The 19,042-nt window shown below is 50.3% G+C and carries 18 protein-coding genes; 9 read left to right on the top strand and 9 right to left on the bottom strand.

What is annotated here, in order from left to right:
- Positions 1 to 83 precede the first annotated feature (83 nt).
- Both AOQ57_RS00885 and AOQ57_RS00880 read left to right on the top strand, forming a co-directional pair.
- Positions 84 to 1,988: a M13 family metallopeptidase gene (locus AOQ57_RS00885; protein ID WP_093624295.1), complete on the top strand. Its 1,905-nt coding sequence runs from the start codon at positions 84 to 86 to the stop codon at positions 1,986 to 1,988.
- Between the two features lie 11 nt (positions 1,989 to 1,999).
- Entirely contained in the window at positions 2,000 to 2,512 is a 513-nt protein-coding gene (locus tag AOQ57_RS00880) for an O-acetyl-ADP-ribose deacetylase (protein ID WP_093624293.1), read from the top strand.
- Between the two features lie 52 nt (positions 2,513 to 2,564).
- Here AOQ57_RS00880 and pnuC read toward each other — a convergent pair whose 3' ends face one another.
- The 3 genes from pnuC to AOQ57_RS00865 all read right to left on the bottom strand — a co-directional run bounded on the left by pnuC (position 2,565) and on the right by AOQ57_RS00865 (position 5,006).
- The gene (gene pnuC / locus AOQ57_RS00875) at positions 2,565 to 3,359 is read right to left on the bottom strand and encodes a nicotinamide riboside transporter PnuC (protein ID WP_093624291.1); all 795 of its coding nucleotides are present in this window, start codon (positions 3,357 to 3,359) and stop codon (positions 2,565 to 2,567) included.
- A 208-nt stretch (positions 3,360 to 3,567) separates the two neighbouring features.
- On the bottom strand, positions 3,568 to 4,059 hold the full coding sequence (greA, locus tag AOQ57_RS00870; RefSeq protein ID WP_093624289.1) for a transcription elongation factor GreA: 492 nt from the start codon (positions 4,057 to 4,059) through the stop codon (positions 3,568 to 3,570).
- A gap of 2 nt (positions 4,060 to 4,061) precedes the next feature.
- Positions 4,062 to 5,006 carry an NAD(P)-dependent oxidoreductase gene (locus AOQ57_RS00865; protein ID WP_093624287.1) on the bottom strand — a complete coding sequence of 315 codons (945 nt, stop codon included), beginning with the start codon at positions 5,004 to 5,006 and terminating at the stop codon, positions 4,062 to 4,064.
- A gap of 100 nt (positions 5,007 to 5,106) precedes the next feature.
- Here AOQ57_RS00865 and AOQ57_RS00860 point away from each other — a divergent pair, with 100 nt between their 5' ends.
- The 4 genes from AOQ57_RS00860 (at position 5,107) to AOQ57_RS00845 (ending at position 7,903) form a co-directional block, all read left to right on the top strand.
- Positions 5,107 to 5,433 (top strand): hypothetical protein, encoded by a 327-nt coding sequence (locus tag AOQ57_RS00860; protein WP_093624285.1) that lies wholly within the window; start codon positions 5,107 to 5,109, stop codon positions 5,431 to 5,433.
- A 141-nt stretch (positions 5,434 to 5,574) separates the two neighbouring features.
- Positions 5,575 to 6,375, top strand: a complete 801-nt coding sequence (locus AOQ57_RS00855; RefSeq protein WP_093624283.1) for a transporter substrate-binding domain-containing protein — start codon at positions 5,575 to 5,577, stop codon at positions 6,373 to 6,375.
- Between the two features lie 102 nt (positions 6,376 to 6,477).
- Positions 6,478 to 7,167, top strand: a complete 690-nt coding sequence (locus AOQ57_RS00850; protein WP_093624281.1) for an amino acid ABC transporter permease — start codon at positions 6,478 to 6,480, stop codon at positions 7,165 to 7,167.
- A gap of 1 nt (position 7,168) precedes the next feature.
- On the top strand, positions 7,169 to 7,903 hold the full coding sequence (locus AOQ57_RS00845) for an amino acid ABC transporter ATP-binding protein (RefSeq protein ID WP_093624279.1): 735 nt from the start codon (positions 7,169 to 7,171) through the stop codon (positions 7,901 to 7,903).
- A 76-nt stretch (positions 7,904 to 7,979) separates the two neighbouring features.
- Here the strand turns inward: AOQ57_RS00845 and AOQ57_RS00840 are convergent, their stop codons facing one another.
- The 3 genes from AOQ57_RS00840 to AOQ57_RS00830 form a co-directional block, all read right to left on the bottom strand.
- Positions 7,980 to 8,204 carry a hypothetical protein gene (locus AOQ57_RS00840; protein ID WP_093624277.1) on the bottom strand — a complete coding sequence of 75 codons (225 nt, stop codon included), beginning with the start codon at positions 8,202 to 8,204 and terminating at the stop codon, positions 7,980 to 7,982.
- 12 nt (positions 8,205 to 8,216) lie between these two features.
- Positions 8,217 to 8,726, bottom strand: coding sequence for a YbhB/YbcL family Raf kinase inhibitor-like protein (locus AOQ57_RS00835; RefSeq protein WP_093624275.1), 510 nt, complete (start codon positions 8,724 to 8,726; stop codon positions 8,217 to 8,219).
- 112 nt (positions 8,727 to 8,838) lie between these two features.
- Positions 8,839 to 9,792, bottom strand: coding sequence for a GDSL-type esterase/lipase family protein (locus tag AOQ57_RS00830; protein ID WP_093624274.1), 954 nt, complete (start codon positions 9,790 to 9,792; stop codon positions 8,839 to 8,841).
- A 175-nt stretch (positions 9,793 to 9,967) separates the two neighbouring features.
- Here AOQ57_RS00830 and AOQ57_RS00825 point away from each other — a divergent pair, with 175 nt between their 5' ends.
- The 3 genes from AOQ57_RS00825 to AOQ57_RS00815 are packed head-to-tail and all read left to right on the top strand — an operon-like array spanning position 9,968 to position 13,639.
- On the top strand, positions 9,968 to 11,134 hold the full coding sequence (locus AOQ57_RS00825; RefSeq protein ID WP_093624272.1) for a galactokinase: 1,167 nt from the start codon (positions 9,968 to 9,970) through the stop codon (positions 11,132 to 11,134).
- 29 nt (positions 11,135 to 11,163) lie between these two features.
- Positions 11,164 to 12,618 carry a UDP-glucose--hexose-1-phosphate uridylyltransferase gene (locus tag AOQ57_RS00820; RefSeq protein WP_093624270.1) on the top strand — a complete coding sequence of 485 codons (1,455 nt, stop codon included), beginning with the start codon at positions 11,164 to 11,166 and terminating at the stop codon, positions 12,616 to 12,618.
- A gap of 22 nt (positions 12,619 to 12,640) precedes the next feature.
- On the top strand, positions 12,641 to 13,639 hold the full coding sequence (locus tag AOQ57_RS00815; RefSeq protein ID WP_093624268.1) for a LacI family DNA-binding transcriptional regulator: 999 nt from the start codon (positions 12,641 to 12,643) through the stop codon (positions 13,637 to 13,639).
- A 130-nt stretch (positions 13,640 to 13,769) separates the two neighbouring features.
- Here the strand turns inward: AOQ57_RS00815 and AOQ57_RS00810 are convergent, their stop codons facing one another.
- From AOQ57_RS00810 to AOQ57_RS00800, 3 genes are all read right to left on the bottom strand, one after another.
- Positions 13,770 to 15,992, bottom strand: coding sequence for an alpha-galactosidase (locus tag AOQ57_RS00810; protein ID WP_093624266.1), 2,223 nt, complete (start codon positions 15,990 to 15,992; stop codon positions 13,770 to 13,772).
- 69 nt (positions 15,993 to 16,061) lie between these two features.
- On the bottom strand, positions 16,062 to 18,005 hold the full coding sequence (locus tag AOQ57_RS00805) for a sugar MFS transporter (protein ID WP_093624264.1): 1,944 nt from the start codon (positions 18,003 to 18,005) through the stop codon (positions 16,062 to 16,064).
- Between the two features lie 180 nt (positions 18,006 to 18,185).
- Positions 18,186 to 18,857, bottom strand: coding sequence for a DUF6198 family protein (locus AOQ57_RS00800; RefSeq protein WP_093624262.1), 672 nt, complete (start codon positions 18,855 to 18,857; stop codon positions 18,186 to 18,188).
- Positions 18,858 to 19,042 lie beyond the last annotated feature (185 nt).

Below are 19,042 nucleotides of genomic sequence, written 5' to 3'. Positions count from 1 at the left end.
GCTACAAGCCATCGATTTTAATCGGTGGTAGTTGACTTTCTTGCTTATAATAAGAATAAACGCTTTGGAAAGGATGCGAAAAGATGACACAAGTAGATTTGACGGCGGCGAAGGCTGATTTGTACCAAGCGGTAAATGGGGAGTGGGAACAAACTGCTCGGGTTCCGGCGGACAAGCCAGCAACCGGGGGCTTTAACGACCTGGTCAAGGAAGTTGAAGAAACCCTGATGGACGACCTAGACGCCATGGCGAACGGCCAAAAAGAAATCCCGGATGCACGAATGGAGGAGGCCGTTAAGCTGTACGCTTTGGCGAAGGACTTTGACCGGCGGGAAAAAGAAGGGGTAGCACCCTTAGTTAAAGAGCTTGAGGAAGTCGAAGCCTTAAGTGACTACCAGGACTACGTGGCTAAGTGGCCGGAATGGGCCCTGCTAGGTAAGCCCAGCCCGGTTTCCTTTGACATTGATCCAGACATGAAGATGGCCACCGAATACGGGCTCTTTTTTGGTGCCCCGGGGCTAATTCTGCCGGAAAAGGGTTACTACCAAGCCGATAACTCTCAGGGCCCAAAGCTACTGGCCTTATGGTCAGGGATGGTAGAAAAGCTCTTCGTTTTAGCGGGCTTTGAAAAGAACCGGGCTCACCAGGTAACCGAGGAGGCTAAGCAATTTGACGCTTTGCTAGTCCCCCACGTCAAATCTGCCGAGGAGCGCGCCGATTACTCTAAGATGTACAACCCGGTGGCCTTTTGTGACTTCGTGAAGGCTACCGATCAAGTCGACTTAGCCAAGATGGTAACCGAACTGGTGGGGGTTGAGCCAGCGAAGGTAATCGTTACCGAGCCTAACTACCTGACGGCTTTAAATGAGGTCTTACAAGACCACTTTAGCCTCTTCAAGAGCTGGCTTTTGGCCAAGACGGTTACCGGGAATGCCTCCCTTTTGACTGATGAGCTAAGGATTTTGGGTGGTGAGTACAGCCGTGCCTTATCCGGGTCTAAGGAGGCCGTTAACCACCGTAAGTTTGCCTACTACTTGACAATGAGTTACTTTGGCCAGGTGATCGGTAAGTACTACGGGGAAGCCTACTTCGGACCGGATGCTAAGCAAGACGTTGAACACATGGTCCACCAGATGATTAACGTTTATAAACAGCGCCTAACAAATAACGATTGGCTCTCTTCGGCAACCCGTCAAAAGGCGGTCGTTAAGCTTGATACCCTTGGCATTCAGGTTGGCTACCCGGCCAAAATACCGACCGTTTATGACCAGCTCAAAGTCGATGATAGCCTAAATTTGATGGGGGCCTTAGCCGCCCTCAACCGGGTTGCGGTGGCCGAAAACTTCCACCGCTTCGGGAAGGCCGTTGACAAGACCCGCTGGGAAATGAGCGCTGCCACCGTCAATGCTTATTACCATCCCTTTATGAATATCATTGTCTTTCCGGCTGCGATCCTGCAGGCGCCCTTTTATAGCCTTAAGCAGTCGGCCAGTCAAAACTATGGTGGGATCGGAGCCGTAATTGCCCATGAAATCTCCCACGCCTTTGACAACAACGGTGCTTTGTTCGATGAATTTGGAAACCTAAATAATTGGTGGACCGAAGAAGACCAGGCGCACTTTAGGACCTTGGCCCAGGACATGATCAAGGAGTTTGATGGCCTACCGTATGCGGGGCAAACCGTCAACGGTAAGCTAACCGTTTCTGAAAATATTGCCGATGCTGGTGGCCTATCCTGCGCTCTTTCGGCGGCTAAGCAAGAGGAGGACTACGATTTAGTGGCCTTTTTCACCAACTGGGCTCGGATCTGGCGAATGAAGGCCCGCGAACAGTACATGCAACTACTCTTGGCAGTCGATGTACACGCTCCTAACAAACTACGGGCCAATGTACAGGTTCAAAACCTGACTGAATTCTACCAAGCCTTTGGGGTGGAAGAGGGCGACGCCATGTACAAGGCACCCGCCGACCGAGTTCATATTTGGTAGGTGATTAGAGGATGGCACGCTTAGAAGTGATTCAAGGTGATATTACCAAGTTAAAGGTAGACGCCATCGTTAACGCCGCCAACACAACGCTACGCGGGGGCGGGGGTGTTGACGGGGCAATCCATCGGGCAGCTGGTCCAGGCCTTGACGTTGCCTGTGCGAAGTTTGGCGGTTGCCCAACCGGGGCGGCCCGAATTACGTCAGGCTTCAACCTGCCGGCGACTTTTGTCATCCACACCCCGGGACCGGTTTGGCAGGGTGGAAACCAAAATGAGGCCACCCTTTTGGCCGACTCCTACCGGAACAGTCTTGAATTGGCGGTTGCTAATGGTTGCCGGACGGTTGCCTTTCCCTCGATTTCAACCGGGGTTTACGCCTACCCGGTTGAAGAGGCAGCCCCGCTGGCCCTTCAAACGATCAAGTATTTCCTGGGAAATCATTCCCAACTTGAACGGGTGGTGATGGTTTGCTTTGATGAGCGGACCTACACTGCCTACCAGCGGGCATTGAAAACAGTACAATAGAAAAAGGGCACCGTGGTTCACTCATTGAACCACGGTGCCCTTTAATGTAATTTTAGTTTGCTTCTTCTTGGCCGTAGCCGGAAACGACTTCTTGCTTTTTGAACCAACCGTTAGCGCCAAAGAAGGCGTAAAGGTCGTTTAATAAGAAGACCAGGTAAGAGGCTACCAGGGCGTAGTTAGCCGCCCCTTGAAGGGCTGTTTGAAGCCACAGGCCGATCGTGATGATACTACCCAGCGTCCAAAGGTAGTACTGTTGGCGTAAGAGGTTGAATTCCATTACGGCGGCCGTTAATGAGATGGCCAAAGTTAGTGAATCTAAGAAAAGGCGTGGGTCGTTAATCAGGCCGTACAGGTAGTAAATAATTCCCCATAAGATGACGAACAAGAGCAGGTACTTGAGCCAGCCCTTGAGGCCGCCCATGGCGTGAACTTTAACGTTATTATTCCAGGACGGTGATAGGATGCAAAAGAGGTCCAAAAAAAGGATGTAAAAGATTTGCAGGGTCATGTCGGCAAAGTTGTGGGCCAGGTAGGCGTTTAGGGCGATAAAGATCGCCGAGGTCAGGCCAAACCAGCCTTGGATGGCGGACTTATTAGAAATCCCAACCACGCACAGGACACTCAGGTTGGCTGATAAGAAGCCGATAATCGAGTGGGAAACCGGGACGCTAGTCCAACCTTGAATCATCAAGACCACTTGGACAATAAAGTTAAATGCCACCAGGTACCATGAGAAGGTGCTCCAACCCTTCATTTGGCCAATCAACCATGAGAAATAGCCAGGCCGAAAGATGTTCTTGGAATATTGGGGTAAATGGGTTAATACGTCTTTATACTGATCAAACATGTAATCGCTCTCTTCCAAACCACAATATGTGGTAATTTTAACCGCCGTGCTTACAAGATCTTGTGTTGATTAATTGGCGTAACGACGACTAGTATAGCGGACTTTAGCGATGAGGGCAAGATAAAAAATCTCAGCTAATCAGGTGATTAGCTGAGAAAAAGGGGATATGTTCATCTTTTAGCGGGGACCGGGTTTTCTTTTTTTATGCTTATTTGGGGGGATTAATTTTGACGGTGATGATGACTACCTGATAGCTAGCCGCCGGTGCTCTAACAGTAACCGTCGCTCCGGCCTGCTGGCCCATTAAGGCAATACCTAGGGGAGAGTCAAAGGCCAAGATGTTGGCGTCCAAGGCAGCCTGTTCAGCCTGGTGGTGCCCCACAACCTGGTAGGTCTCTTCGCTCTGGTCATCCAAAAAGCGGACGGTAACAAACTTGCCCAGGGCGACTTTACCATCATCTGAGACGTTAACCACTTTGGCGTAGGTTAGTAGCTTATTGAGGTAGCGTAACCGACTTTCTAAGTGGCGCAGATCATGCTTAGCCGTTGAATACTCGGTGTTCTCCGATAAGTCGCCCAGGGCCCTTGCTGCCTTTAAGCGGGCGATTAGGATGGGGCGCTTATCCTTTAGGGCCGCGATTTGATTTTCAATCTCCTGATAGCCGGCTGGCGTCATCTCCTGGTAGTAGATCTTGGTCATGGCTAACAGCGAGGGGTGACCGCCCAGCGGGGTTTTTGGCCGGCTAGGATACGGACAACTTCGGTGGCGGCCCCCCAGCTGCCTCGGTTCATTGCCTCGATTGTTCCACCACCAATGTGGGGACTGAGCAAGACGTTGTCAAGTTTGTATAGTTCAGAGGTGGCCGGTAACGGCTCTTTTTCAAAGACGTCCAGAGCTGCCGAGTGGATAACCCCGGTCTTTAATGCCTCAATTAAAGCAACGGTGTCGATTAAAGCACCACGTCCAAAGTTAATAATTGAAGCAGAGTTCTTCATCTTAGCTAGCCTTTCAGCGTTGATCAGGTGGGTGGTTTCATCTGTTACCCGGGTTGATAGGGTAATGTAGTCAGCTTTTTCCAGTAGTTCATCTAAGGAAACCGGGGCCCCAATTTCGGGAACTTTGGGGTGTTGACCGTTGTTAACGAGGACGCGCATCCCCAAGGCAGCGGCTCGCTTTTCAACCTCATGGCCAATCCGGCCGTAGCCAATAATGCCAATCACCCGGCCGTCGACGTCGTGACCTTGGGCTCGACTAGCTTCCTTCCACTTACCTTGACGCATTAGGGCGGTTCGCTGAGGGAGGTCCTTAGACAGGTTCAAAAGCGCCCCGATCGTTGATTCGGCTACCGAAATGGCGTTGGAGTGGGGAGTGATTGTTACCACAATGTTGTGTTTAGCGGCTTCCACAGGGTTTAAGTTGTCAAAGCCAACCCCAATCCGGGCGAGGACCTTTAGCTTCTTCATTTGGGCGTAGGTCCGATCGTCAATTGGTGCGACACCCATGATGGCGCCTACTGCTTCATTCCGGTATTTTAAGAGGGTTTCGTTATCAACGTTAGGCACCTTGACGAGGTTTAACCCAGCCCTTTCTAACACCTCAAAGCCGGTCTCGGCGAGGTAGGTGGGAACTAACACGATCGCGGTCATAGCATACATCCTTTCAAAACTTGATTGAAGCTAATCAAAACGGTTTCTAGGCTTAATTATGATATTATGGAAGGAAGATTTCAATTAAGGGAGTAAGAAAATGAGTGTTGAAATTCCAACTAACATGGAAGAAGTAGCAATGAAGATCGCCCAGGCTCAGGTACGGGGAACTATTTTAACGAAAGATGAGGTTATCCAAGGAGCGGTTCTGGATTTAATGCAATCCTTTATGGATGAGGCCTTGGAAGGCCATTATGATGACGTTTCCTGGCGGGAAAACCAGCTGGTGGTAACCGACTTTATGGGCCAGGAGGTCGGGACGGTGGTCCCTGAGTTGGCCAGTTTTAACGCCGACTTTGAGGCCAACGCTGACGCTTTAATCGAGCGGTTAGAAGACGCGGCCGAACGGATCGTTGGTGGCCGCTAATCAATTGAATGGTTAAAAATTAAAATTTTCTAACGATTATTCTTTGACGTACTCCGGGGGGCTTGTTATAGTTACTAAAGGTAAGTTCCTTACTTTTAAGTGGGAACCCGAAAGAAATTATATTGAGGAGGCTTCTTTCAAATGAAGAAGTGGATGAAACGATTGAGTGTGGTCGCAGCCAGTTTGATTGCAATGGTGGCGTTAGCGGCCTGTGGAAAGAGCAGCTCATCGTCTAATACCCCCCAACTGGTCACCAAGGGGACGTTGACGGTCGGACTTGAGGGAACCTATGCTCCGTATTCTTACCGGGAAAACGGTAAGTTAACCGGCTTTGAAGTGGACTTAGCCCGTGACTTAGCTAAGAAGATGGGTTATAAGGTTAAGTTTGTTCCGACCAAGTGGGACTCCTTGATTGCCGGGGTTGGTTCTAAGAAGTTTGATGTGGCGATCAATGACATTGCCATGACCCCGGAACGCCAAAAGTCTTACCTGTTCTCAACGCCGTACATTTATTCTAAGTCAGCTTTGATCATGAAGCAGGATAACACTACGATTAAGAACATCGATGACATCAAGGGTAAAAAGATTGCTGCTGCAACGGGAACGGCCAATGCTGCAAACGTGAAGAAGTTTGGGGGGGAGACGGTTTCTTCGACCGACTTTTCCACGGCCATGGAATTAGTTCGCCAAGGTCGGGCTGAAGCTGCCCTGAACTCTAAGGAAGCCTTTTTATACTATCAAACGTCAACTGGGGCAACCGATCTCAAGTATCAGGAAGTTCCGGCTTCTAAGATCCCGGTTCAAAAGATTGGAATCCTAATGGGTAAGAATAACAAGGGATTACAAACGAAGGTTAACAAGGCCCTGGCCGAATTACGCAAGGATGGGACGCTCAAGAAGCTGTCCGAAAAGTACTTCCATGGTAACATTACTGAAAAATAGCGATCTTTAGGACCGCAGTTATCGGGCCCTAGTTTTACCGGCCAGCACCGGTTACTAGGGCCCTTCTATATTTGACGACTCATTCAAGTAGAAAGGAACCTTATGTGGGATATCATTAAAAGCTCGACCCCCGAAATCTTGTGGGCGGGGATTAAATATACAATTCCAATTGCCATTATTTCCTTTGCAATTGGGCTAGTGCTTGCCGTCATTACGGCTCTAATTCGAATTTCTAGACCCCAGGGTAAGTCTAAGCCCCTGTGGGGAGGCGTCCGGGCGGTTTTCTCTTTTTATGTTTGGTTATTTCGGTCAACGCCCCTCTTAGTTCAGTTGTTTATTGTCTTCTTTGGCCTGCCGAACGTAGGGATCCAATTTGATGCATGGACGGCCGGGATCATTACCTTCTCTTTAAACACTGGGGCCTACGCCTCTGAAACAATTCGGGGCGCTCTTTTATCGATTCCGGAAAGCCAGTGGGATGCTGCCTACTCCATTGGGATGACCTACCGTCAGGCCTTATTTCGGATCGTCTTTCCGCAAGCCTTACGAGTGGCCCTGCCACCGCTATCGAACTCGTTTATCGGTCTGGTCAAAGACACCTCTCTGGCAAGCTCGATTACGATTGTGGAGATGTTCATGGTTAGTCAGCAGATTGCCTCTAATAACTATCAGCCACTCCTAATGTACTCAATTGTGGCCGCTATTTACGCCCTTTTCTGTACCATTTTGAGTATCCTGCAGCACTACTTAGAGAAGTGGACGTCCCGTTACGTGGACGCCTTGGGGGAATAAGATGATTAAATTAGAACACGTTGATAAAGCCTACCGCGACCACCACGCTCTAGATGACGTGACGGTCACCTTTGATGAACACAAAACGACGGTTATTTTAGGACCGTCTGGGGCCGGTAAGTCGACCCTCCTACGATCCTTAAACCTCCTGGAGCGTCCCCAGTCCGGCACCCTGACGATTGATGACTTGACGGTTGATTACGGTGCCAACTTGACTAACAAGGAAATTCTAGCAGTGCGCCGGAAGATGGCGATGGTCTTCCAGAGTTGGAATCTCTTTCCACACCTAACAATCCTGCAAAATATCACTGAGGGACCAATCCACGTCTTAAAGCAGGACCCAGTCAAAGCCAAGCAAAGGGCCCATGAGCTCCTGCAAAAGGTTGGCTTAGACAACACCGCCGACCGCTTCCCGGGCCAACTATCTGGGGGCCAACAGCAGCGAATTTCGATTTGCCGAGCGTTAGCGATGGACCCAGCCTACATTCTCTTTGACGAACCAACTAGTGCCTTGGACCCTGAGTTAGAGGCCCAGGTTCTGCGTGTCCTTCAGCAGCTGGCTAACGATGGCGACTCACTAATTGTGGTCACCCACAACATGGAATTTGCCCGCCGGGTAGCTGACAAGATTGTCTTTGTCGAAGACGGTCAGGTGGATTTTACCGGTACCGCCGATGATTTCTTTAACCACCCGACACCACGGATCAAGGAGTTCTTAGCGGCGATGGAGTTTTAGGGAGTCCAACAAAAAATCACTGATTTCGTTAGCTATATGTAAAAAAAGAGCGGCCATAGCTAGGGCCGCTCTTTTTTTAAACGTGCTTTTTGACTTCGTAGGGTTGGGACTTTTCATGGTCGGCGGGGAGGGCGTCGTTGGCATAGAAGATGGCATATTCCTCGTTATCAGGCCCCTTGGCAATCACAAGGTCGTCAGCCTGTTGTTCCTTTTTAAAGATTTGCCCCTTGCGGACGGCTTCGTTGTAATCGTGGATGTTGGCGATTGAGTCGCCCGGGTTAAAGAAAATCCGATTATCCATAATAATTCCTCCTTACTTAGCGCGACTTGGTAAATCTAAGTGGGCCCGTTCTAAGACGTGGCCGGAAGCAGCGTGACGAAAATCGTTAAGCCAGTACCCGTCTTGAAGGTCAAGGACCTGGTCCAGGGCGTAAACAGTCAGGGTGTAGTTGTGGGTTTTATCCGGCGGTTGGGGGCCAACATAGCCGGTTGTGATGGCCGGGTCGCCGTTGACTAAGCGGCCAGCGTTACTATTTTTACCCTGGATAAAATTACCACCCGTACGACTCGCATCTTCATCGATCAGGGTCGTATCGGCGGGGAAGTTAGCGGCCAGCCAGTGGATCCAGGTGAAGCCGCAAACGGGAGTCGAGTCGAAGTCGACGAAGGTTAGGGCTAAGCTCTTGGTACCTTCGGGAATAGCCGTAATTTTAATTGGGAAGGAGCGAACAGGATGGTCGGCAGCCATGTTAGTTGGTGCGGCGAACTTACCGAACTTGTCGGCTAAGAGCCCGTGCTCATTTAAGGGGACGGAAATATGCATTGAAAAGACTCCCTTTCTAATTGGTGAGGTTAGTTAATTCATTAGGTTGCTTTTATCATCGCTAAGACCCAGGCCCGATACCATGGGTGATCTGCTTTGGTGGAGAAGTCGGTTAACCACTTCTTTCATTAAGCAGGCGGGTGAGAGCAGTGGCAAATCTTCGGGCAGCCGTTCTGGAGCCGGCTAAATCGGGATGGAGGCCGTCAGTAAAACTGGTGCACCAGCCTGCCGTTTCAATTACCGGTAGACCGTGATGCCTAGCGCAGTCCCGGATGATGGCACTGAAAGTTTGGGCAAAGGGGATCATTAGAACGGTTGGACCCTGGGACCGCTTGATAACGGCAGTTACGTAGTCTTCGTAGGCAGTAGCAAAGGCATCTTCTTCAAAACGTCGGTCGTTGACGCCGAGGTTAATGACCGTTAAGGTATTTCCCTGGGTCGGCCACGGTGTCTGGGCGTTGAAATGATTAAGCCAATCAATTGCTACCGGGACGCCTCCGGTTGCTGGGCGCAGTAGTCCGGCTGCTGAGTAGGCGACCCGCACCAGGTCGAAATCAACTTGGTCCTGGGCCAGGCCAACAAAGTTATTCTCCGGGCAATAGTCGACAGCGGCGTGGTAGCCGTTAACCCAGCAGCCAGCAGTGATTGAATCGCCCAAAATCGTTACCACTGGGCGGGATACGGGGCGTACTAACCATCCCGCACCCGTTAGCTTAAGACTAGTGAGGGCAAAACCCTGACGCCCTGTCCAGACGTCATCAAAGTCAGTGTTGCCGGCGGTCATAATTTCAACCAGGCAGTCAGGTACCGGTATGGGGAGCGTGATCTTTTGGGCGGCGTTGAATCGCTGCCACGTTCCGTGGTTGACCCGGATAGCCCAGTAGTGGCTGGGCATCAGTTCAGCGTGCCGGTTGGCCACCGTCAAGGTTAGTGCCTGCGCACCTTGGATGATGGTCTTGATCACCCCACCCAAAAGAGGGGTGTAAAGCTCGCCGTCTTGCAGCCGCCATCTTCCCAAGAGGAGGCTAGCTTGGGCGACCTGGGCGGGGGTAAAAAGTGTAGTCATGAAGATCCCTCCTGGTTTCCTTTATAATAGCACGTTGGACGAAGGGGTGCGCCCTTAACAACTTTAGTAAAAAATGTAAGCGCTCTATTGACTATTAAACTAGGTGATAGTAGCATAATAAAGGTAAAAGTTTTACTTGTTTTTTTACTAAATGAAGAACTGGGGGCAAACAAACATGAATCAACAAACACTTTTTGATAAGTACCAAGACACCTTTGGCGTAGAAGGACAAGATCTCTTCTTTTCACCGGGCCGGATTAACGTGATCGGCGAACACACTGACTACAATGGTGGCCACGTCTTCCCGTGTGCTATCTCACTGGGGACCTACGCAGTGTATGGGGCCCGTGATGATGACCGGGTTCAACTCTTCTCTGGTAATATGGAGGGGGATGTTGTTTCCTTTACCATCACTGACGAACAACCTGAAGAAGCTGACGACCGTAAGTGGGCCAACTACTTCAAGGGGATGCTGGTTTACCTTCGTCAAAGGGGCTTTAAGATTGACCACGGGTTCAACCTATACGTTTACGGAAATCTTCCGTACGGGGCTGGCCTTTCTTCATCTGCATCAATCGAAATGCTGATGGGGCAGGTCCTAAAGGATGAATTCTCTTTAGAAATCGACCAAATTGACCTGGTTAAACTAGGTCAAAAGACCGAAAATGATTTCGTGGGCCTGAATTCCGGAATCATGGACCAGTTTGCTGTGGGAATGGGTAAGAAGGACAACGCCATTTTCTTAGACTGTAACACCCTGGAGTACAAGTACATGCCACTTGAACTGGGCGACTACGAAATCGTGATCATGTCCACCAACAAGAAGCACTCCCTGGCTGCTTCCGCATATAACGACCGGGTGGCTGAATGTGGTGAAGCCTTGAAGCGCCTGCAAACTAAGCTAGACATCAATTCACTGGGTGAAATTGATGAGGATACCTTTGATGAATACAGCTACCTCTTAAATGATGAAACCCTGCTTAAGCGGACCCGTCACGCCGTCTTTGAAAACCAACGGACGATTCAGGCTACCAAAGCCATGACGGCCGGTGACCTCGAGAAACTAGGCCGGTTGATCAACGCTTCTCACGTTTCCCTGCACTTCGATTACGAAGTTTCCGGGACTGAATTAGACACTCTGGCCGAGGCCGCATGGCAACAACCAGGTGTTTTGGGGGCCCGGATGATTGGTGGGGGCTTTGCCGGCTCTGCCATTGCCATTGTTAAGAAGGACCAGGCCGAAAACTTAAAGGAGAAGGTTGGGGAAATCTACCGTCAAAAGGTTGGTTACGACGCCTCCTTCTACGATGCTGAGATTGTTGACGGCCCGCACAAGCTATAGGATTTAAAAGAGAGAAGGGTTTTTAGACCATGGGATTAATTGAAACCTTTGCTGATAAGGCAATTGCCAGTGGGGCTTACCAGCCGCTGGACAAGGTTTACGTTGAAAATAAGGTCCGCGCTTTGGTTGGCGACAAGAACCATGACGTAGTCACAGGTAAGTCAGTTGCTGAACAACTAGTTGACTTAGCAGTTGAAAACGGTAAGATTGAAGATGGACAAACGGAAAGAGAGATCTTAAACGCCCAGCTGTTTGACCTTTTGACGCCGACCCCGTCTGCAGTTAACGCTCGCTTCTGGCAGGAATATCACCAATCGCCGGAAGCAGCGACTGGCTGGTTCTACCAACTGTGTACCGAGAATGACTATGTTAAGGTGGCGGCGATTCAAAAGAATGTTGAATTTACCCGCCGGGTTAAGGACGGGAATGAGCTGGAAATCACCATCAACCTGTCCAAACCGGAAAAGGATCCTAAGGCAATCGCAGCGGCGGCTCACGACACGGCTAAGAAGTACCCCCAATGTGCTTTGTGCATTGAAAATGAGGGTTACCTTGGTCGCCTAGGTCAGGCAGCCCGGAGTAACCACCGGGTGATTCGGATGATGATTGGCGGCCGAAAATGGGGCTTCCAGTACTCGCCGTACGCCTACTTCCACGAGCACTGCATTTTCTTGGACCTGCAACACACCCCAATGAAGATTGGCCAACAAACCCTTATCAACCTGGTTGAAATTGAAAAAACCCTTCCGCACTACTTTGTTGGCTCTAATGCGGACCTACCAATTGTTGGTGGTTCGATGTTGGCCCATGAACACTACCAGGGGGGCCGCCACACCTTCCCAATGATGAAGGCTCCAATCAAGCAAGAATTAACCTTTGCTAATTACCCGCAAGTCAAGGCGGGAATCGTTGACTGGCCGATGTCAGATATCCGGCTGGTGACTGATGATGAGCTCGCCCTGATTGAACTGGGAACCCATATTATAAGGACCTGGAACGACTATAGCGATCCTGAACGCGCGGTTGTGGCCGTCGGAGAAGACGGGGTTCGCCACCACACGGTAACCCCAATTATGCACCGGGATGGTAAGGACTTTGTTTTGGATCTGGTTTTGCGTGATAATAACACTAGCCAAGACTACCCGCTTGGGATTTTCCATCCGCATGAAAAACTGTGGCACATCAAAAAGGAAAATATTGGCCTGATCGAAGTAATGGGGCGGGCAATCTTACCGGCCCGGTTGAAGGCCGAACTGGAAGAAGTTAAGAAGTTCTGGTTAAATAAGGATAACCAAATTGAAGAAGCACACCTGCCGTGGGCTAAGGAGATCGCGGCTAAGCGGACGATTGATGAAGACAACGTGGACGATGTCTTAGAAGAAGAGGTCGCCCAGGTCTTCTCTGACGTCTTAGAAGACGCCGGTGTCTTTAAACGGACGGACGATGGCTACGCAGCTTGGCAACGTTTCATCAAGCAACTGTAAATAACTCGAGGAGGTGGACCAAATGGCAGTAACCCTAAAAGACATTGCAAAGCGGGCGGGGGTTTCTTTGGCCACCGTCTCCCGGGTACTTAACAACGATCCGCGGCTATCGGTGTCGGTAGAAACCCGCCGTAAGATCATTTCAATTGCCGAACAGCTTTCTTATACTAAGCGTCCCAAGTCCCAGGTAACCGGACGTCGAATTGCCATTGTGCAGTGGTACTCGGCCGAACGGGAACTAGATGATATCTACTATATGAGTGTCCGGATGAACGTTGAGCAGGCGGCTCAGCAGGCCGGGTTCATGACGATGACGGTCTTTGAAAACAATGTTGACCAGATTCCCCAAGATATCGACGGGATTGTGGCGATCGGAAAGTTCTCCGGTCACCAGCTCCACCTATTTGAAAAGCTGACACCGGCCCTGGTTGTGGTCGACTACGATGTTTTAGTAGGGGGCCTTGACTGTGTCCTTCCCGACTTTGAGGGGGGGATGCACCAGGCAGCCGCCTACCTGACGACCCACTACCAAAGGATCGGCCTGATCGCCGGGCTGGAGCTTACTACCGATGGTCAGCGGGTACATGACGTTCGTGAAAAGGTGTTTTTAACCTCGCTCAAGGACCGTGAACGTTATAACCCCAAGCTAGTCAAGATTGAAAACTACACCGTTGACGGGGGCTACAAGGCGATGAAGGAACTTTTGGATAACCCGGAGCGCCCTGATGCTGTCATGGTCACTAATGATGCGATGGCGGTGGGGGCCGTACGGGCCCTCCACGAGGCTCAAGTGCTTATCCCAGACCAAATGGCCCTGGTGTCCTTCAATGATATCGAATCGGTGACCTGTAACCTCTACCCGGCTCTGTCGGCAATCCACGTGGCCACTGATCAGATGGCAGGAACAGCTATTGACCTGCTGAGTCGTCGGCTGGCTGACAGTGAACTGGCACCTCAGCGAGTAGTGGTCGGAACCAGCCTAATCTTACGGCAAAGTACGCCACCAGAAGAAACCAAATAATACCATATGGGCACCCCCACGCTAAGAATGCGTGGGGGTGCCGGTCTTCAAGGATAAACAAATCGCCCCCTTACCGATCATCATACTTGGTCGGTAAGGGGGCGATTCGTTTTAAGTTAGTTCATAAAGGTTAGTCGATGGCCTTAGCGATAAACATGGTGGCGTTGAAGTCGGCCAGGGGCTTTGGTGAAGCTGAGCGTGGCATGATCCGGGCTACAAAGTAACCAGCGTTCATCAGCTCGGCTCCGGAATAAGTTTCCTCGTCATCGTTAACTTGGTAAGACTTTTCCGGATCCAGGCCGGTAAAGTAGAAGCGTAGGTAGCCTGGGTTAGGCTCGTTTAAGATCTGGAAGCGCATGGCGATGGCTTCGGATTGATCATCATTGACCACTTGCCAGCCATAAACGTTGTCCTTAGCGGTGTCTGGGCTGTCAATCCGGTAGAAAGTTCCGTGCTGGAAGAGGTGGCGGTACTGTTTGTAAAAGGCCACTTGGTTCTTAACGGTGGCTTGTTCTTCTTCAGATAGCTCGTTGAGGTCTAATTCGTAGCCAAAGGCGCCAAAGTAAGCCACCTTGGCCCGGGTGTCTAAAGAGGTGACCCGGCCGACCTGGTCGTTTGGGACGGCGGAAACGTGGGCGCCCCACATTGATGGGGTGTAGCCGTAAGAGGAACCATCTTGAATGTAGATCCGTTCAATGGCGTCGGTGTCGTCGGAGCACCATGCCTGTGGGGCGTAGTACATCATTCCCAGGTCAAACCGGCCCCCACCAGAGGCACAGGATTCGAATAGAACATTCGGGAAGGCCTTGGTCAGGCGTTCGTAAAGCTGGTAGACGCCGAGAATGTAGCGGTGGGCGAATTCTTGTTGGCGATTAGCTGGCAAGGAGGCGGTGAAGGCCTCGGTAATTGCCCGGTTCATGTCCCACTTGATGTAATCAAGGTTAGTATCCTTGATTACGGCACTCATCTTAGTGAAGAGGTCGTCAACGACTTCTGGGCGGGCCATGTCGAGGACGAATTGGTGGCGGGCCGGGGTCTTCAAGCGACCCTTGGTTTGGATCATCCAGTCTGGGTGGGCTTCATAAAGTTTGGAGTCAATCGAGATCATTTCCGGTTCAAACCAGAGACCGAATTTCATTCCGAGTTTATGAACCCGGCTGGCAAAGCCACCGACCCCGTTGAGGAACTTCTTTTTATCGACAAACCAGTCACCCAGGCTGGAGAGATCGTTATCGCGGTGGCCAAACCAACCGTCGTCCAAAACGAACATCTCAATCCCGATTTCCTTAGCCTTGGTGACGATCTTCATCAGCTTTTCCTCGTTAAAGTCCATGAAGGTGGCTTCCCAGTTGTTGATCAGAATCGGTCGGTCTTCCTTGGCGAAGTGTGGGTTGATCAAGTGGTCACGGTAAAAGCGTCCCATTTGCTGACTAAGGGCGTTCATCCCAGCTTGGGTGTAGGAGAGGATTGCTTCAGGGGTTTGGAAGGTCTGACCGGTCTCCAGTTGCCAGGAGAAGTCGTCGGGGTGGATCCCAGTGAGGACCCGGGTGGTATTGAATTGGTCAACCTCAACCGTATCTAAGAAGCTACCAGAGTAAACCAGGTTAAAGCCAAAGGCCTCGCCCTGCTTATTGTCGGTGTTGGGCCGCGCTAGGATAATGAATGGGTTTTGCTGGTGGCTAGAACTAACCCGCCGGCTGGTAATACTTTGACTACCCGGTCGCAGGTGATTACGGTAAAGGTGGCGTTCCCGTGCCCAGGTACCGGAGAATTGGAGGAGATCGTAGTTATCATCAGGGAGGTCAAGCTGTGCTGACAGAGCCCGGTCGATGATAACGGCGTCGCCCTTATTTTCAAAGCTGGCTGAGCGAACAATCACGTCTTCGTCATTAAAGACGGTGTAGTGCAGGTTCATCGTCAGGTCATAGAGGCGGTCCTTAAAGGTAACCGTCAGGCTGGTAGCGTCGGTTCCCTCGTCATCAAAGGTGGATGGTAAGCCTGCCAAACGCTTCTTGCCGGCCTCGATTTGATAGCCTTGGTATTCAAATTCGCTGGTTCGGGACCCATCTGGGAACTGGATCACGTAGGCAGCCTCGCGGTAGTCTCCCTTACCCTGGGTGGCAAATTCCTGCTTAACTAGTTCTAGTTGAAAGTCGGTGTTCACTTCGGTCAAGGTGTTGGTACAGTCGTGTTCTTCCATTGTCATCAGGTTAGAGTAGGATGACTTAGCAGGGATTTTAGCACCGTAATAAACCTGGCCGGCCGCCCCGTTGGCAAGAATTTGGAAGATGTAGCTAGTGTTTTTGGTCTGTAGGTGGAAAAGCTTGGTTTTATCGTTAACTAAGATTGGCATGAGGATACTTCCTTTCTTTTAAAAAAGGGACCGTGACGCTGACAGTCGCGGCCCCGGTTTAAAGGTGGCTTACTTATTTTCGATCTTAATGATTTCGTCACCATGATCAACTAAGCCACTGTCCTTAACGAACTTAAGCTCGTAGTTTGGTGTGTTATCGGACTTAGTAAAGGCAATCATGACGGTATCTTCGTGGCCCGCTTTCTTGATAGCTGGGGACCAGAATTCCATTAGCTTGTCACCAGCATTGACGTGTTGTCCCTTTTCGACGTAAGAAACAAAGCCAGTCCCGTGCATTTCAACGGTGTCGACCCCAACGTGGATTAGGAATGGAATGTCGTTGTCAGTCCGGATTCCCAAGGCATGGTGGGTGCTTGGGAAGTCGGCGACAATCGTTCCGGAAACCGGAGCAAAGATTTGGCCGTCACTTGGCTTGATGGCGATCCCTTCGCCCATTGAACCATCGGCAAAGGCTGGCGCGGAAACGCTGCTTAATGGTAGGAGCTTCCCGTCGACTGGCGCCGTAAAGGAAAGGGAAGTAGTGGTTTCAGAAGAGGCCATTTCGGTGAGGGCCTTGTCGTCACCCTTCAGGTGTTGGTGCCAAGTCTTTTCCAGTTCGTTGACGATCTGAGCGTGCATCTTTTCGTCCAGCTTAACCTTACGGGAGAAGACCAGAGTCCCAAGCAGGATTAAAATGGCTGGAACGGCGAACATCATTAGTTTGAAGATGGACGTCCCGTGGGAAGTAATTTGTGAAGCTGTGGCCCCGGAAATCATCCCGGCAGCCGTAGCAGTCATCCCGACAACCCCACCGGCAACGGCACCACCGAACTTATCAAGTAATGGCCGAACGGAAAGGGTGACCCCTTCATCACGGTGACCAAGCTTTAACTGACCGTATTCGACGGAGTCAGTGATAATCATCAAGACAACTAAGAAGATTAGCGGTTGTGGGAGCATGAAGATGGCTCCACCGAGAATAACTAGGGTTAAGGAGTGACCGGCCAGGGCGAAGATTACCAGCCCGATCATCATTACTAAAATGGAGTAGAAGAAGACCCGCCGCCGGCTGAACTTCTTGGCTAAGCCTGGGAAGAGGGAAACGGTAATTACCCCAATCAGCCCGTTAATTAAGGCGTAGATAGTATAAGTCGATGCCTTCCCCATGATGTAAGTAAAGTAGTAGAGTTGGAAGGAATTCATGATTTGAATCCCGGTGGTGTAGAGGACGTAGGTTAAAGCGATCGCCATTAATTGGTCGTTCTTAACCAAAACCCCCATTACCTTCCCAAAGGTGGTGTTTTCAGTGTTGTTACGAAGCTCGTTCTTCTTTTCGTGGGTGAAGATCCCGACCCCAACGGCGGAGACGGCCGCAATGATGGCCACCGTAGCGGCGAAACCGAACCAACCGCGGCTATCCCCGTTACCACCGTTAGAAGAGATGGAGAAGAAGAGGACGAGGGGCATAACAACGACCCCAACTAATTGCCCCCCTAATGTGGAACCAACCCGGGCGAAGGTGGCCGTCTTTTCACGTTCCGCTGTATCAAAGGAGATGGCAGGAATCATGGACCAGAAGGCTACGTCGTTGAAGGAGTAGAAGATATCCATTACGATGTAAAGGACTGCGAACAAGAACAGGTACAGCATCGGGCTTTTGTAAGTTAATCCACCTAAGTCAGTGAATAGAAGAGCGATGGCAACGGCGGAGATGATCCCCCCGCCGACAACCCATGGCTTGAAGTGGCCCCACCTGGTGTCGGTCTTATCGATGATATTCCCGATGAATGGGTCGATTATCAATTCGGCAATCCGCAACACCATGATGGTTATGGTAATAAAGGAAACCATCCGGGCAGCTTCACCACCGGCATTGCTGTTAAACAAGTGACCGGTAACAAACATCATGAAGTAGGTCGAAAGCATCCCGTAGAACATATCATGCCCGAAGGCCCCAAAGGAATATGCAATCCGGGAGTTTAATGTTCTCGCCTTAGAATTTTGCGCATCCATGACTAACATTTCCTCCTCAAACAGATAAATATATAATTGCTTACGGATACAATAGTAACCGCTTTCATCTTAACTTTCAATAACTTTTACTAAAAAATTTACCTTTATTTACTAGTGAAAACGTACACAATAAAAACCGCAACTAAGTTTAGTCGCGGTCTTACCTGATAAACGGGTTAACTAATTTTTGAATTCCAGGTGGTGATGGAGGATGGCAAAAACGTGGCGATCGGCCCAGCCAATAAAGTAACCTTGGGTGGCGATGTTGTAAAAGGTCCCGAAGTTAAAGGCAAACAGCTGACCAGTAAACAACCAAGCGAACAAGACGATCAATAAGGGTGGAACGTTAGATGCCCACTGTGACCAGACCGGTGATCCATGCATGAAACGAAAACGGAGGATGTAGGGGAGATCATCGTTGGGGTGCATGATTAGGTTGGCACGTTGATAAATGGAGACCGCAATCGCGACCCCGAATAACCCAGTTACGTCTAAAATTAACCGCCAGATGAGGGGGAAATTGCCGACGCCCAGTGTAATGAAGAAGGATTCAAAGCCGGCTAGTAAATAGGAGAAGGGGGTAATGTACAAGAGATTGCGAATTAAGCGGAAGTAATCAAAGCGTCCCAGTAAGAAGAGGTTAGTAACGGCGACGACAACCCCCTCCAAAAAGAGGGTGTTGCCCAAAGACAGGTGGGCCCAGTGGCTGAGATTAACAGCCGAGGCCGTCCAGATTGCAGAACCCATGTTGGTCGAAACGGTTAGGGCGTTGCAAAAGGCATTCAAAAAAATTGAGACAAATAAGAAGAAAAAACGTCCGGGGATGGTGTTGGCACGGGTAGGGGTCATTATGGCGGTAGTTCCTTTCCTGACAATTCAATCATGTTTTATCATACAACTTCTTTCAAAAAGTTAAAGAAAATTCCAGGAAAGTTCGGTTTTGGCGGTTGGAAATATAATCAACTTTCGTTAAAACGCCCTCATGGCGCGGGATTCTAAAAATCATTTAGCATCATTTTTACGGAAAAACCGAAAGA

It is taken from the genome of Limosilactobacillus gorillae, assembly GCF_001293735.1.
GTDB classification, from domain to species: Bacteria; Bacillota; Bacilli; order Lactobacillales; family Lactobacillaceae; genus Limosilactobacillus; species Limosilactobacillus gorillae.
Note: the sequence above shows the minus strand (reverse complement) of the source record. Positions and strands in the feature narration are given on the sequence as shown.